The 14,351-nt window shown below is 66.6% G+C and carries 14 protein-coding genes; 8 read left to right on the forward strand and 6 right to left on the reverse strand.

What is annotated here, in order from left to right:
* Position 1: 1 nt before the first annotated feature.
* A complete protein-coding gene (locus tag AB4Y73_RS06445; protein ID WP_441870065.1) occupies positions 2-520 on the reverse strand; it encodes a DinB family protein in 519 nt (172 codons plus the stop codon).
* A gap of 9 nt (positions 521-529) precedes the next feature.
* Entirely contained in the window at positions 530-3,040 is a 2,511-nt protein-coding gene (locus AB4Y73_RS06450; RefSeq protein WP_441870067.1) for a DNA gyrase/topoisomerase IV subunit A, read from the reverse strand.
* A 113-nt stretch (positions 3,041-3,153) separates the two neighbouring features.
* Here AB4Y73_RS06450 and AB4Y73_RS06455 point away from each other — a divergent pair, with 113 nt between their 5' ends.
* Genes AB4Y73_RS06455 through AB4Y73_RS06465 form a run of 3 tightly spaced genes read left to right on the forward strand, consistent with a single transcriptional unit; the run spans position 3,154 to position 7,858 of the window.
* Positions 3,154-5,838: a bifunctional acetate--CoA ligase family protein/GNAT family N-acetyltransferase gene (locus AB4Y73_RS06455; RefSeq protein ID WP_441870069.1), complete on the forward strand. Its 2,685-nt coding sequence runs from the start codon at positions 3,154-3,156 to the stop codon at positions 5,836-5,838.
* A gap of 42 nt (positions 5,839-5,880) precedes the next feature.
* Complete coding sequence (locus AB4Y73_RS06460) at positions 5,881-6,624, forward strand: DUF5998 family protein (protein ID WP_441870071.1); 744 nt, start codon at positions 5,881-5,883, stop codon at positions 6,622-6,624.
* A gap of 1 nt (position 6,625) precedes the next feature.
* Positions 6,626-7,858 carry an alkaline phosphatase family protein gene (locus AB4Y73_RS06465; RefSeq protein WP_441870073.1) on the forward strand — a complete coding sequence of 411 codons (1,233 nt, stop codon included), beginning with the start codon at positions 6,626-6,628 and terminating at the stop codon, positions 7,856-7,858.
* Between the two features lie 4 nt (positions 7,859-7,862).
* Here AB4Y73_RS06465 and sepH read toward each other — a convergent pair whose 3' ends face one another.
* Positions 7,863-9,233, reverse strand: a complete 1,371-nt coding sequence (gene sepH / locus AB4Y73_RS06470) for a septation protein SepH (protein ID WP_441870075.1) — start codon at positions 9,231-9,233, stop codon at positions 7,863-7,865.
* A gap of 183 nt (positions 9,234-9,416) precedes the next feature.
* Between sepH and AB4Y73_RS06475 the strand changes: the two genes are divergently transcribed.
* Positions 9,417-9,716, forward strand: coding sequence for a DUF4193 domain-containing protein (locus tag AB4Y73_RS06475; protein WP_441870077.1), 300 nt, complete (start codon positions 9,417-9,419; stop codon positions 9,714-9,716).
* A gap of 34 nt (positions 9,717-9,750) precedes the next feature.
* Here the strand turns inward: AB4Y73_RS06475 and AB4Y73_RS06480 are convergent, their stop codons facing one another.
* A complete protein-coding gene (locus tag AB4Y73_RS06480; protein ID WP_441870079.1) occupies positions 9,751-10,239 on the reverse strand; it encodes a DUF3093 domain-containing protein in 489 nt (162 codons plus the stop codon).
* A 115-nt stretch (positions 10,240-10,354) separates the two neighbouring features.
* Between AB4Y73_RS06480 and dut the strand changes: the two genes are divergently transcribed.
* From dut to AB4Y73_RS06500, 4 genes are all read left to right on the forward strand, one after another.
* Positions 10,355-10,894 (forward strand): dUTP diphosphatase, encoded by a 540-nt coding sequence (gene dut / locus AB4Y73_RS06485; RefSeq protein WP_441870081.1) that lies wholly within the window; start codon positions 10,355-10,357, stop codon positions 10,892-10,894.
* A 123-nt stretch (positions 10,895-11,017) separates the two neighbouring features.
* Entirely contained in the window at positions 11,018-11,740 is a 723-nt protein-coding gene (locus tag AB4Y73_RS06490; RefSeq protein WP_441870083.1) for a DUF3710 domain-containing protein, read from the forward strand.
* Positions 11,733-12,095, forward strand: coding sequence for a hypothetical protein (locus AB4Y73_RS06495; protein ID WP_441870085.1), 363 nt, complete (start codon positions 11,733-11,735; stop codon positions 12,093-12,095). The genes AB4Y73_RS06490 and AB4Y73_RS06495 overlap by 8 nt, the downstream gene beginning before the upstream one ends.
* The gene (locus AB4Y73_RS06500; RefSeq protein ID WP_441870087.1) at positions 12,092-12,883 is read left to right on the forward strand and encodes a DUF3159 domain-containing protein; all 792 of its coding nucleotides are present in this window, start codon (positions 12,092-12,094) and stop codon (positions 12,881-12,883) included. The genes AB4Y73_RS06495 and AB4Y73_RS06500 overlap by 4 nt, the downstream gene beginning before the upstream one ends.
* On the opposite strand, the gene AB4Y73_RS06505 is transcribed toward AB4Y73_RS06500, so the two are convergent.
* Together AB4Y73_RS06505 and AB4Y73_RS06510 are read right to left on the reverse strand one after the other, a co-directional pair.
* Positions 12,850-13,596 (reverse strand): potassium channel family protein, encoded by a 747-nt coding sequence (locus AB4Y73_RS06505; RefSeq protein ID WP_441870089.1) that lies wholly within the window; start codon positions 13,594-13,596, stop codon positions 12,850-12,852. The genes AB4Y73_RS06500 and AB4Y73_RS06505 overlap by 34 nt on opposite strands.
* Positions 13,596-14,267 carry a potassium channel family protein gene (locus tag AB4Y73_RS06510; RefSeq protein WP_441870091.1) on the reverse strand — a complete coding sequence of 224 codons (672 nt, stop codon included), beginning with the start codon at positions 14,265-14,267 and terminating at the stop codon, positions 13,596-13,598. The genes AB4Y73_RS06505 and AB4Y73_RS06510 overlap by 1 nt, the downstream gene beginning before the upstream one ends.
* Between the last annotated feature and the right edge of the window lie 84 nt (positions 14,268-14,351).

The following is a 14,351-nucleotide window of genomic DNA, read 5'->3' on the forward strand; positions in this document are numbered from 1 at the left end:
ATCAGCCGTCCACATCGTGGAGGTGATGGACCACGTCGTGCAGGAAGTACTGCGACAGGGTCAGGACGGTGAACGTGGAGCCGTTGCCGCGCAGGCCCGTCCGGCCCCAGTCCTCCTCCCGGACGCCGGCGAAGGACGCGGCGATCTGTTCGCCCTCGGCCGTCAGTTCAGCACTGACCACGGCAGGATCAGCACTGGCGTAATCCTTCTCGACTGCCGTCCGGTCCTGGTCCCAATTGTCGAACCGGGCATCCTCGGAATCGAGCATCAGGTTCAGCCGCTGGTCGAAGAGCGCAAAAACGTCCCGGACATGGCAGGCGTACTCCAACGCCGACCACGTGCCCTCGTCCGGACGTTCGCCAACCTCCGGCCTGCGGAGGACTGCCCGCCAGCGCGGCAGCATGTTCGCCACGCTGCCGCCGACTGTCGCGGGAGTGACGGTGGACGCATCAAAGGAGCACTCCGGGCACGGCCGGGACAGCACCCAGGTCCAGTCTTTCTCATCAGGAATGATAGGCATGGCAGCAGTCTAGGCCGGATCGGTCCAGGCCATCGCCGGTCCCACAGCATCCACGGCCTGGGACAGGGGAATGCCCGAACCGTCACGCCGGCCGTGTTCCTGCGGCAGCGACCTCGCCACACCGGCCAGCGACGATGCCTTGGCCGGTCCGTGCCCTGCCCAGCCAAGAATTAGGGTGTCTTCACCCTTGAGGAACCGGTGGGCGCGGACACCGGCTGTGGCGCGGCCCTTGACCGGATACTCGGCGAAGGCCGTTACCTTCGCGGCGCCGGGCGCGGTGCCCGGCAGGGCGCCGTCGGTCCCTGCGATGGTAACGACCACGGCGGCGTCATCGTTCGCGGCCACCGCACCGAAGAACACCACGTGGTCGCCGGCGCCGAGCTTGATGCCGGCCATGCCGCCCGCTGTCCTGCCCTGGGCCCGGACGTTGGCTGCACTGAAGCGGAGCAGCTGTGCTTCGCGGGTCAGGAACACCAGGTCAGTGTCCCCCGACCCGGCCGGGGCCACGCCCACCACTACGTCCTTGTCCTTGAGGGCGATGATCTCCCAGTCCTCGCGGTTCAGGGGGTAATCCGGCTGGACCCGCTTGACCACGCCCTGGGCGGTTCCGACGGCCAGGACCTCGTCCAACGGGGCGAAAGCCACCAGTGCCTCCCCCTTGTTGAGTGTGATGAAGTCCTTGGCCGGGACCCCGCCGGCCAGGTTGGGCAGCCCGGACATCGGAGGCAGCACCGGCATGTCCATGACCTGGAGCCGCAGCATCCGCCCCAGCGAGGTGACGGCGGCAATTTCACCCCGTGCCGAGGTCTTGACCACCGAGCGGAACACATCATGCCTGACGCGCGGACCTGACTCGGCGAGCGGTTCCTGGTTGGACGTGCGCGCAATCTGGCCCGACGCCGTGAGGATCGCCCAGCACGGGTCGTCCGCGATCTCCAGGGCCAGTGGTGCGGCTTTGCCCTTCGCACCCGGCGCAGCAGCCAAGGCGGCGGCCACCGTGGGGGAGACTGCCTCGGATTCGAGCAGGACGGTCCGGCGCGGCGTGCCGTATTTCTCCGCGATCTCGCCGAGTTCGGCCGACACCAGATCGCGCAGCCGCTGCTCCGAGCCCAGGATGGCCTCAAGCTCCGCGATTTCGCGGCGCAGCTCGTCCTGTTCCTTCTCAAGCTCGATCCGTGAGTACTTGGTCAGCTGGCGCAGCCGCAGTTCCAGGATGTAGTTGGCCTGGATCTCGGTGAGGTCATAGATGGACATCAGCCGTTCGCGGGCCGCGGCCACCTCATCCGAGGAGCGGATGATCTGGATGACCTCGTCGATGTCCACGATGGCGATCAGCAGACCCTCCACCAGGTGCAGGCGGTCCTTTTTCTTGCCCAGCCGGAACGCCGTGCGCCGGCGGACCACATCGATGCGGTGGCCGACGTAGACCGACAGCAGATCCACAAGCCCGAGGGTCTGCGGCTGGCCGTCCACCAGCGTCACGTTGTTGATGCCGAAGGAGTCTTCCATGGGGGAGTAGCGGTAGAGCTGCTGGAGCACGGCGTTCGGGTTGAACCCGTTCTTCAGCTCGATCACCAGGCGCAGGCCATGCTTGCGGTCCGTGAGGTCCACGATGTCGCTGATGCCGGTCAGCTTCTTGCCGTTGACCGCATCCTTGATCTTCTCGATCACCTTTTCCGGACCCACCATGTACGGCAGTTCGGTGACCACCAAGCCGGTGCGCCGGGCGGAGAGCTGTTCGATCTCCACCTTGGCGCGGGTCTTGAAGGACCCGCGCCCAGTGGCATAGGCGTCGCGGATGCCGTCGAGGCCCACGATCCGGCCACCCGTGGGCAGGTCCGGCCCCGGGACAAAACGCATCAGGTCATCCAGGGTGGCGTCCGGGTGCGCGATCAGGTGCCTTGCTGCGGAGATGACCTCCACCAGGTTGTGCGGGGCCATGTTGGTGGCCATGCCCACGGCGATGCCCGTCGCCCCGTTGACCAGCAGGTTGGGAAACGCCGCCGGAAGCACGTCGGGCTGGGTCAGCTGGTTGTCGTAGTTGGGGACAAAGTCCACCACGTCTTCGTCGAGGTGGTCTGTGAGCGTCAGCGCGGCCGCCGCCAGGCGGGCCTCGGTGTACCGGGGAGCCGCGGGGCCGTCGTCGAGCGAGCCGAAGTTGCCATGGCCGTCAATGAGCGGAAGGCGGAGCGAGAAGTCCTGGGCCATGCGCACCATGGCGTCATAGATCGCTGTGTCGCCGTGGGGGTGGAGCTTACCCATGACCTCGCCCACCACGCGCGCGCTCTTGACGTGGCCGCGGTCAGGCCGGAGGCCCATCTCGCTCATCATGTACAGGATCCGGCGCTGCACCGGCTTGAGTCCGTCCCTGGCGTCGGGCAGGGCCCGGGAGTAGATCACCGAATAGGCGTACTCCAGGAAGGAACCTTCCATTTCGGACGTGACATCGATGTCCACGATGTTCTCGACGTAATCCTGGGTGGCTGCCCCGGCAGGGGGTGGGCTTTGGCGGCGGGCCATATGGCTGGTGGATCCTTCTGGGTTACTGGTGGTGCTCTGGTGGGGCGCGGTTTTCTGGCGCCGTTTTCGTTGGCGCAGGGCCTGCGGCGTCCGTTTGTGGTTAGGCTAAGCCTATGGTGGATCAGCCCGGGGACGGCGAATATCCGGAACATTGGGAAGCCGATGTCGTGCTCAGGGACGGCGGCACCGCGCACCTGAGGCCAATCCATCCCAGCGATGCGGACGCTGTCCAGGCTTTCCACACCGGACAGTCACAGAACTCAATCTACATGCGCTTCTTTACCTTCAAGGCGCGGCTGTCCACCAAGGAGCTCAAACGCTTCACCGAAGTGGACTACAAGGACCGGGTGGCGCTGGTCATCACCTTCGGCGGCGAAATCCTGGGGATTGGCCGCTATGACCGGCTCGATGACCCCGCCGAGGCCGAGGTCGCCTTCAACATCGCGGACGTGCACCAGGGCCGGGGGATCGGTTCGATCCTCCTGGAACACCTCGCCGCAGCCGCCCACGAAAACGGAATCCGCCGCTTCACCGCCGAAGTGCTGCCGGAAAACCGCAAAATGCTGATGGTTTTCGCCGACGCAGGCTACGACGTCAAACGCCATTTCGACGACGGTGTGGTCAGCCTGGAGTTCAACATCGGGCCCACCGAAAGATCGCGTGCCGTGATGGAGTCCCGCGAGCACCGCGCCGAGGCGAGGAGCGTGCGGGACTTGCTGACGCCGTCGTCCATTGCGGTCATCGGCGCCAGCCGCAAGTGGGGGACCGTGGGTCACCAGTTGCTCGAACACATCATTGAGGGCGGCTTTCCGGGGCCGGTGTACGCCATCAACCCCGAGGCGCTGGAACTCGCCGGGATGATGTCGTTCGGCAAGCTGTCCGAGGTCCCGGACCCGGTCCAGCTTGCTGTCATCGCAGTTCCCTATACGGAAGTGCCGGGTGTGGTGGATGACTGCGCCGCCGCCGGTGTCAAGGGGCTGGTGATTGCGTCGGCCGGTTTCGCGGACGACGGCGAACGCGGCCTGCTGCGCCAGCGGGACCTGGTCCGGAAGGCCCGGGCGAACGGCATGCGGGTCATTGGGCCGTCGTCGCTGGGGATCCTGAACACCCATCCGGACGTCTGCCTCAACGCGTCCATGGCACCCGCGATGCCGCGGCGCGGCGGTCTTGGGCTGTTTAGCCAGTCGGCGGCCATCGGTGTTTCGCTCTACGCGGCGTCCAGCCGCCGGCGGCTGGGGCTCTCCACGTTCCTCTCGGCGGGCAACAGGGCGGACGTGTCCGGCAACGACTTGATGCAGTTCTGGGAGGACGACGCCGACACCACCGCCGTGGGCCTCTACCTGGAGTCAATCGGCAACCCGCGCAAATTCTCCCGGATCGCGCGGCGCCTTGCCCGCACCAAGCCCGTGGTGGTGGCCAAGTCCGAGACCATGGGCCTGCGGCTCCCGCCCGGCCACGCTGTCCGCACCACCCAGGCGCCGGCGGGGGCCCTGGATTCGATGATGCGGCAGTCCGGCGTCATCCGGGTGGAGACCATTGAGCAACTCATGGATGTTTCCCAGATCGTGGCCGGCCAGCCACTGCCCGCCGGGCCCGGGCTGGCCATCTTCAGCAATTCCATGGCGCTGGGCAAAGTGGTGGCCGACAGCGCCGAAGCCCACGGGCTGGCCGTGCACGGCATCGTCACCGACGTGGATCTCGACGCCGGGATGTCGCTCGCGCTTCCTGCCCTCCGCCGAAGCCTTGAGGACACGCTCGCGTCTGATGCCGTCCACGCCGTGGTGGCAGCGCTGCTGCCGGCCCGCGGCCTTACGGTGGACAGCATCGCCGGGGTGCTCGCCGAGTGCTCCGTAGCGGCCGGCAAGCCCGTGATTGCCGCCTTCACGGGCATCCTTGATGCCTCCGTCTACGTGGAAGGCATGGTGGGCGCCGGGGACCGGGCCGTGCCGTGCTTCTCCAATCCGGGCGCGGCAGTGGCGGCGCTCGCCGCCGTCGTGCGGTATTCCGAGTGGCTGGCCCGGGACCCGGGCAATTTTGTGGAGCCCCCAGGCTGCGATCCGGAAGGCGCGGGGATGCTACTGGACGAGCTGCTCCACGATGTTGACGGAGCTGAGCTGAAGGCCTTGGATGCCGCGTCCACGGCTTCACTGCTGGCGCACTACGGTATTCCGGTGCTGCCGTCCGCCGGGTTCGAGTCAGAGGATGAAGCAGTTGCAGCCGCGGACAGTCTCGGGTGGCCGGTGGCCCTGAAAACCACGGACCCGGCACTCCGGCACCGCCTGGACCTGGGCGGAGTGCGGCTGGACATCGAGGACGCGGACTCCCTGCGCCGAAACATCGAACAGATGCGGCGGTCGCTGGCGCCCTATGGGTCGCGGTCCCTGGAAGTCCAGTCAATGGCACCCGTGGGGCAGGCCTGCACGTTCCGGGCGATTGAGGATCCGCTGCTGGGCCCGGTGATCTCCTTCGGGCTGGCCGGTGACGCCGTCAACCTGCTGGACGACTGGGCGCACCGTGTACCACCGCTTTCCGCCGCAGACGTCAAGGACTTCGTCCGCGGCCCGCGGGCCGCCCGCAAGCTGCTGGGCTACCAGGGCCTGCCGGCGGTGGATATGGATGCCCTTGAGGATCTCGCCGGCCGGCTGGCTTGGATGAAGGATAACCATCCCGAAATAGCACTGGTCGAATTCAACCCTGTCCTCTGCGGCGCCCAAGGCCTGGCCATCCTGGCTGCGGAGATCCGGATCGGCAACGCTGCCCGGCGCACTGACAGCGCCCGCCGGGCCATGCTGGGCTGAGCGCAGTTAGCATGTCCCCGGCCGATCTGTGAAAATGGGGGCATGAGCTCACAGCCTTCCCAGTCGACGCCATCCATGCCCGGCAATGACAACCAGGCAACCCGACCCCACAGCTCACACAGCCACACGCCGCAGGCCCTGAGCCTGGACGACGCACTCCAGAAGGCCGGCTTCTACCCGCCGCTGGTGGCCGACGTCGTTGACGACGCGCTGGACGGCCGCGAATGCGTGGCACACCTGGTGCACCTGGAAACCCACTTTGACCGGGCTGAGGTCCGCCGGCACATCACCGTGCTGGTCCTGACCTCCGACATGCTGGTGATCACCCACGTGGATGACCAGCAGCTCGATGAGGCCGGCGAACAAATCGTCGCCCAGATCTCCACAGAGTCTGTGCCGGTGGCGCAGATCCGCTCCGTGGTCCTGAGCTACATGTATTCCCAGCCGCAAAACTACAAGCCATCGGATCCGGTCCGGGAAGTCACCCTCGCCATCGCCTGGTCCGGCGGCCAGCGCCTGGACATGGGGCCCGCGAGCTGCGGCGATCCGCAGTGCGAGGCCGATCACGGCTACAGCGGCACCATAGCCCAGGAAGACATCGTCCTGCGCATCAGCGCCGAAGCGGACGGCCCCCAGGCAGTCCAGGACGCCAAACTCTTTGCCCGCGCCCTGCGGGCCGTCAACACCGGGTCCGCCGCCCCGCTGCTCCATACCGGGCAGAACATGCAGCCGCGGCCCCGGACCGGCGTGTTCGGCAACAGGCTCAGCCGCGGGCACCAGCGCTGAGATGCCGGAGCAAGCCAAAACAACTTTTTCTGCAGCCCCGTCCCAAGGCAACACCCAGCCACTGAACGTTCCGCCGGCTCCTGCCTTTGGCCGGCGGTCCGTTGCCGAAGTCCTCACCAGCGCCGCGGCAAGCCTGGGGGTGGAAGGGTTCGCCAACACCCTGGGCCTGCCGCCGGCGTCGCGTGTCTGCGTGGTACTGGCCGACGGGCTGGGCCGGAACCTGCTGAAGCAAAAGTCTGCGCACACCCCGTTCCTGCGCTCCGTCATGCAAGCCGGGCAGGGCGAGGTCCCGGTCTGGCTGGACTCCACCTTTCCCTCAACCACGGCAGCGGCCCTGGCCAGCTTCGGCACAGGACTCCCGCCCGGCCAGCACGGCATGGTGGGCTATGACGTCCTGGATCCCGCGCAGGACAAAGTGGTCAATATGCTGGGTAACTGGGATGCAAATGTGGACCCGGTCGCCTGGCAGCCGCACCCTACCGTGTTCGAACGGGCGGCCGGCTCCGTCACGGTAACCACTGTCAGCCTGCCGCAGTTCGGTAACTCGCCCATGACCCAGGCGGCCCTCCGCGGCGGGAACTTCGTCTCCGCGGTAACCGCTCACGCCCGCACGGCTGCCGCCGCCGAGGCCATGGCCGGAGCCGGCCCGGCGCTAATGTACTTCTACGTCAACGAACTGGACAAGGCAGGCCACCGCTACGGCTGCCAGTCCGAACAGTGGGAGCACCAACTCGAAGAGCTCGACGCCACGGTCAAGCGGCTCAATTCGTCCCTCCCTGCCGGGACCACCGTCCTTCTCACCGCGGACCACGGCATGTTGGACGTGCCCGAACAGCAGCGGATCGATTACGCGGCGGACCCGGCGCTCATCGAGGGCGTACGTCATACAGCGGGGGAACCGCGGATGGTGCACCTCTACCTTGACGATCCTACCGATGGTCCGGCCCGTGAACGCCTGCTGGCGGCGTGGCGTGCCCGCTTCGGCGACCGGATCTGGGCTTTCAGCCGGGAGGATGCCATTGCGGCCGGCTTGTTTGGGGCTGTGCGCCCGGAGGTCGGGCCCCGGATCGGCGACGTGATGATTGCCGCGCGGGATGCTCTGGCCCTTTACGACACGCGCCGGGTGCGGCCTGCCGCAATGGAGGTGGTAGGCCAGCATGGGTCGCTCACCAAGGCCGAACGCGAAGTTCCGCTCCTGTGCTTCGCGGCCGAGGGCAAAAAGCGGGGACGCTAAGGCGCTAGTCCCGCTTGGTTCCGAAGACGATCTCGTCCCAGCTGGGCACGGTTGACCGTTTCGGCTTGGCCGGCTGCCGCTCAGGCAGGTCGGCGTCATGGTTCCGGCCGGGTGCCGGTTCATCGCTGCCGGCCGCGTAGGCGGCCCGCCGGGGGCTGCCGCCCAGCAGTTCGTCCAAGCCTGCACTCGGTGCGGGCGGCCCGGGTTCCTCTGGCCCTTCCGCCGGGGCACCCGGACCTGCCGGACGCAGCGGGGACGCCACAATGGTGATTTCCCGGGTCTCGGTACTGACGCCGTCGTGCAGCTTCAGGACATCATCCTCACCATCATCGCGGTGCGGCGGGATGATGCTCAGGCGCGACATCATGGACGGACGGCCGTCCCGCCTGCGGGCCAGGGGATCCAGGTGCGCGGCCGGTGCCGAGCTGTCCGGTCCGATGGCTTCCGCGGGCGGCTCGTCCTGGTTGTTCTGCTCCGGGCCCTGGCTGGCGCCCTGCTCCGGGACAACCTCCGACGGGCGTGGGTGCGCTGCCGGCACCCCATGGGTCAGCAGCAATGCCAGGGCATCATCTGCGTCCTCATCCACCCCAAGGCGCTGGCCGCGGCGGGAACGGAGCATATCCAGGAGTCCATCGGATTCCTTGGCCTGCAGGACGGGCAGTGGGCCGGTGGCGTTGCGGGCAGCCGCTTCGGCGTCGGTCTCAAAATCGAAAGGCCGGTCGGATACCGCCGTCAAGCGGCGTGCCGGGACGGGCCCGTCCAACGGCTCGAGTTCGCTGAGCTGCTGGGCCCAGCGGTTGGCGTTATGCAGCGATTTGCGGCCCGGGCTGAAGGTCCACAGTGCCGGCGGCTCCTCACCAATACCGGCGGGGCCCTCCCGCTGCGGTTCGAAGCGGGCTGCCACCGTCCAGTTGCCGTCCTGGCGCCGCCAGGAATCCCATTCCACCGTGGACGGTTCAATGCCGTGGGCGGAAAGCCTGTGGTTCACCATGTCACCGAGGGTGGCCGGGTTGTCCCCGAAAATGGAGCGGTAGGCGTCGTGGCCGGGGGAGGGCGAAGCCACTTCCACCTTCCGCGCCTGCTGGGCCACGTATTCCCGCTCGGCGAGGACAGGTCCCTCGTACCGCTCCACCTTGGCAAGGGGAAGCCCGGAGAGCTCGGCCACATCCGCTGCGGTGGCGCCGCTGCGGATGCGTGCCTGAATGTCCCGCGGGGACATGGCAATGGGCGCAGCTGCTGTTGCGGCTTTCGCCGAAGACCGGCTGGCCGCCCGCAGTGCCTCATCGATCGGCAGCTGGAACATCTCGCCGCCGGCACCGCTCAACAGGAGATGCTCTCCGTCGTCGTGTACGCCTACAAGCCGTAGATCCTGCATGCAAATCCTCCACCCTGGCATTACTATCAATCGAAACTCTGCCACTGACGGGCGCTGTTTTCGGTTAGGAGCAAGGGCGCGCCGCGATATTCCGGGACTTTCACGCGCCGGGCACAAACCGGAGGCCCGCCGCGTTATCAACGGTGATACCCGCCGACGTGAATGGAACGGAGTTGAGCGGAGATGGCCACCGACTACGATGCGCCACGCAAGTCTGAAGAGGACGTCAGCGAGGATTCGCTGCAGGAACTGAAGTCCCGGCGGAGCGAGAAACCGGCGGCAGCGGTGGAGGAGGACGAAAACGATCTCGCTGCGGGCTACGAGCTCCCCGGCGCCGATCTGTCCGGCGAGGAGCTGCTGGTGCAGGTGGTACCGCCGCAGCCGGACGAGTTCACCTGTTCCTCGTGCTTCCTGGTGCACCACCGGTCCCAGATCGCCCGTGAACAGAACGGCCACTTCTACTGCAAGGAATGCGAAGGCTGAACCGGGTTGCGCCTGTCGCTAGGTTGTCCGGGCCTTACTTTCCGGACAGTGCAGCTGCCAGTTCTTCGGGCCGCCGCGAGGACGTCAGCCAGTAGGGCGTCCGGTCGGACGGGTCAGTAATTTCGACCCGGACCACCGGATCGATCCAGCCCCGGATGCAGAGATAGGCGAGGCCGTTGAGCTTCGTGCCACGCTGAGCCGTGGCTTCCTTGCCAGTGAAGCCTTCCACGGCGCCCACGAAGCGGCGCTCGATGGTTGCCCGGCCCACGGTCAGGGTTTCTTCGGTGACCATGATGGTTGGCGTCGAGAGCACCAGCAGGACGGCGATGATGACGAACAGCACTCCTGCTGCGGTGTAGCCCGCTGCCAAGCTGATCGGCGCGAAGACCAGGATGCCGGCGCCGGAAATGCCCGCCGCGATGATCCAGATCCAGACGTTGGGCCACAGCCTCTCCCGGAAGACTGCCGGTGCGCCGGCGGAGGGGGTGTTGGGGACAGGTTCAGTGGAACTGGATTCGGGCATGCCATCAGCTTTCCATCTTTGCCCCGCTAATTCACCTTGGCGTTTTCATCTTGGCATCCGCAGGGTAGCCGTGCGTCTAGGAGGGAACGGCGGCTGGGCGTTAGAGTGAATGACTGTGACTGACGAACTCGCCACTCTTGTAACCGCACCTGCCCCTGTTGGCTCCGGCTCCGCGCCGGAGAAAGCCGCCCATGGCGCCCCCACGCTGCAGGTACAGCTGAAAATGCTCGACGCCGGCCTGGAAGCGCCGTCGTACGCCCACCCCGGTGATGCTGGTGCCGACCTCAGGGCCAGGGAAGATGTGGTGCTGCAGCCGGGCGAGCGGAAGTTGGTGCCCACGGGCGTTTCCATCGCCCTCCCGGACGGCTTCGTCGCGCTGATCCACCCCCGATCGGGCCTCGCCACCAAGCATGGGCTGACAATCGTGAACGCTCCCGGCACTGTGGATGCCGGTTACCGCGGAGAAATATCCGTGACGCTGCTGAACACTGATACGCGGGAAGCCATCGAACTGCGCCGCGGCGATAGAATTGCACAGATGGTCATTCAGCGCGTTGAATACGCGCAGTTTGTCCCAGTCAACGAATTGAGTGAATCCGTTCGGGGCGCCGGCGGGTTCGGGTCCACCGGCGGTTTCACGCCGCGAAACGCCTGACACCCGCCACGTGCATTCACCCCGCAAAGTGCATACAGCGGCGCAGTGACTGCCCACAGCAGTTCTGAATTCAGCGGGACCCCGGGCCCGGCCGGGCACTTTCACAACTAAGGAGACAAACCCATGGTTTTTGGGCTCGGCAGGAAATCCAAGAAGGAACAGGACACCGAACCGGAGGAATCCTCCGTGTCAGCGGAATCAGGGGATACCACCCAGGCGGCTTCGGGCGATACGGGGCGCCGGGCCAACGGCCCCTTCGATGTATCCGAAATCGCCAGCCGCGACGGCTACGTGGATCTCGGTGCCCTGCTCATCGAGCCGAGCGAGGGACTGCAGCTGAGGCTCGAGGTCGAAGAAGCTACCCAGCGCGTGGTGGCCGTGACCATGGACCTGAACGGTTCAAGCCTGCAACTGCAGGCCTTTGCCGCCCCCAAGACCGAGGGTCTGTGGGACGAAATCCGCGAGCAGATCGGCCAGTCCGTGGGCAGCCAAGGCGGCCAAGTCGAGGAAGTTGAGGGCACTTTCGGCACCGAGCTGGTCGCTAAACTGCCTGCCGGCGCCGCGGACGGAAGCCAGGGTTACCGGGTGGCCCGCTTCATCGGCGTCGACGGACCGCGGTGGTTCCTGCGCGGGGTCTTCGGCGGGGAAGCGGCCATGGAGCGTGAGGCTGCCGCTCCGCTGGAAGCCCTGTTCCGCCGGATCGTGGTGATCCGTGGCGACAGCCCCATGCCGCCGCGGGACCTGCTTCAACTGCGCCTGCCCAAGGATGCCAGCGCCACCCCGCCGCCTTCAGCCCCTGAGTTAAAGGAGCCGGAGCGCGGTCCGGAAATCACGCAGATTGGCTGATTCCCAGCACTTGACCGCGGGGTCGTCGCCGCATGCCGGAGTACCGGTCAGCCGGCTCCCGGCAAAGGGCCGGGTGCTGTGCCACGGGTTCATCGAATCGGTGACTTTCCTGCCGACCAATGAAAGCCCGGCGTTCACGGCCATCGTCGCTGATCCCGAAGAGCAGCGCCCTGGCAGGGGCGGCTCTCAGGGCACCGAAAAGCGACTCCGCGTCGTCTGGCTGGGCCGCCGCAGGGTGCCGGGAATCGAGGCTGGTACGGAAGTTCGCGTCGAAGGCATGCTGGCCCAAAGCCACGGCCTGCCCACCATCTTCAATCCGCGCTACGAAATCATGTCCAGCCAGGAGCATGAATGACCCCGTCCCAGCTGCCCGAGCCGTCCTCCGGACCAGACCGGCACAACCCGGAACCTGCCCGTCCTGAGGCGTCCCGCACGGAACAGTCCGCCATGGCGGGACTTGCAGGGGACTATGCGGCCAAAGCCGGACTGCACCGTACCCATGACGGCCGGATTGACGTCCTCAAGAGTGCCGGCGGTATCCAGGGCATCGCCGAGAGCATCGTGCCAGGCCTGGTGTTCCTCGTGGCGTTCACGATCACCAGGGACCTCACCTTGTCTCTGGTGGGCGCGCTGGTATCCGCCGCAGTGTTTACCGTGGTCCGCCTCGTCCAGCGGCGCCCGCTAACGCAGGCCTTGGCCGGAGTTGTGGGGGTAGGCATATCGGCCTGGCTCGCCAACACCACGGGAAAGGCTGAGGACTTCTATCTTCCAGGCTTCTTTACCAACGCCGCCTACATCCTCGCCATGGTTATCTCCATCGCCATCAAATGGCCGTTGGCGGGCTTGCTGTTTGGATTCATCCGCAACGAAGGCCTTGAGTGGCGCAAGGACCCGGCGCGCGTTAGGGCTTTCCGCCTGGGCACGTGGGTCATCGTGGCGGTCCTGGTGCTTCGGCTGGTGGTCCAGGTTCCGCTTTACCTGATGGGGGAGGACGGACTCGCTGCCCTCGCCACCACGCGCCTGATCATGGGAGCCCCGCTGTATATCCTCGGCGTCTGGATCGCCTGGCTGGTCACCCGGCCGGTTTCCGGCGACACCGACCCCGATGCTCAGCCGTCGAAGCCGTCGTCCTCCGGGGCCTGAGAACCGGTCGGGTGCACGCCTTCGGGCGCCCCGGCGTGATCCGCGGCCTCGGCTGATTCCGGGGACAGCAGTGCCCGCAGGTCGTCTTCCGCAGCGATGGTGGTGACAAAGAACAACTCGTCGCCGCCGTCGATCACGTCGTCGCGGCTGGGTGTGATCGGCGCGTGGTCACGGAGGATGGCCACCAGTGTGGCGTCCTCTGGCCAATCAATGTCCCCAACTGTCAGGCCGATGACGTGGGAGTCGTGCGGCACGGTGAACTCCACGAGCGACGAAACCCCGGTCTGGAGGGTCAGCAGCCTGACCAGGTCACCGATCTCCACGGCCTCTTCCACCAGTGCAGTCATCAACTGGGGGGTGTTGACTGCCACGTCCACGCCCCAGGAATCGTTGAACATCCAGTCGTTCTTGGGGTTGTTGACCCGGCCCACCGTGCGGCCCACGCCAAATTCGGTCTTTGCCAGGAGTGAGACCACCAGGTTGACCTTGTCGTCCCCGGTTGCGGAGACCACGACGTCGGCGTCCTCCACTTTTGCCCCCTGCAGGGTGCTGAGCTCGCAGGCGTCGCCCACCAGCCAGTGCGCGCCGCGCAGGCCGCTGCGGCCGATGACCTCCGGTTTGAGGTCGATGAGCAGGATGTCGTGTTTGTGCGCCAGAAGTTCCCTGGCGATCGATGACCCGACACTGCCGGCACCGACGATGACAACTTTCACTACAACTCCTTGACAGGTGCTTTGGCCAGGATCTGGGCGACCTGGGAACTGCGGTCCACCGGCAGCATGGCATGCACGGTGTCGCCGTCTTGGTAGAGGGTGCCGGACTCGGGCAGCATGCCTTCGCCGAACCTGGTGAGGTAGGCCACCCGGATGTTGGCGGCTTTTTCGACCGCGGTGATCCGGTGGCCGATCCAGCCGGCGTCGAGATCCACTTCGGTGAGTACCAGCCGGCCGGAAGGCTCGCGGAAGTCTCCGGCGATGTGCTGCTCGGGGAGGATGCGGCGCAGCACCTGGTCAGCGCTCCAGCGCACGGCGGCAACGGTGGGGATGCCGAGCCGTTGGTAGATTTCCGCCCGGCCGGGGTCGTAGATCCTGGCCACCACATGGGGAACGTGGAAAGTCTCGCGCGCCACCCGCGTTGCCAGGATGTTGGAGTTGTCCCCGCTGGACACGGCCGCGAAGGCATAGGCCTCGGCGACTCCGGCCTGTTGAAGCGTGTCCCGGTCGAACCCCACCCCGGTAACTTTGCGCCCGGTGAAGCCAGGCCGGAGCCGGCGGAACGCCCGGTCGTCCTGGTCGATGATGGCGACGGAATGGCCTGCGTCCTCCAGTGTGTGCGCCAGGGTAGCCCCCACCCGGCCACATCCCATGATCACGAAATGCGCCACCGTGTTTCCTTACCTTCCGTCGGCTGTTGCTGCTGCAAGAACTCTACCGGCAGCCCGCGTTCTGCAGCCGCTCCGACGCCGTCA

This window comes from Pseudarthrobacter sp. TAF60_1, assembly GCF_052113505.1.
GTDB lineage: Bacteria > Actinomycetota > Actinomycetes > Actinomycetales > Micrococcaceae > Arthrobacter.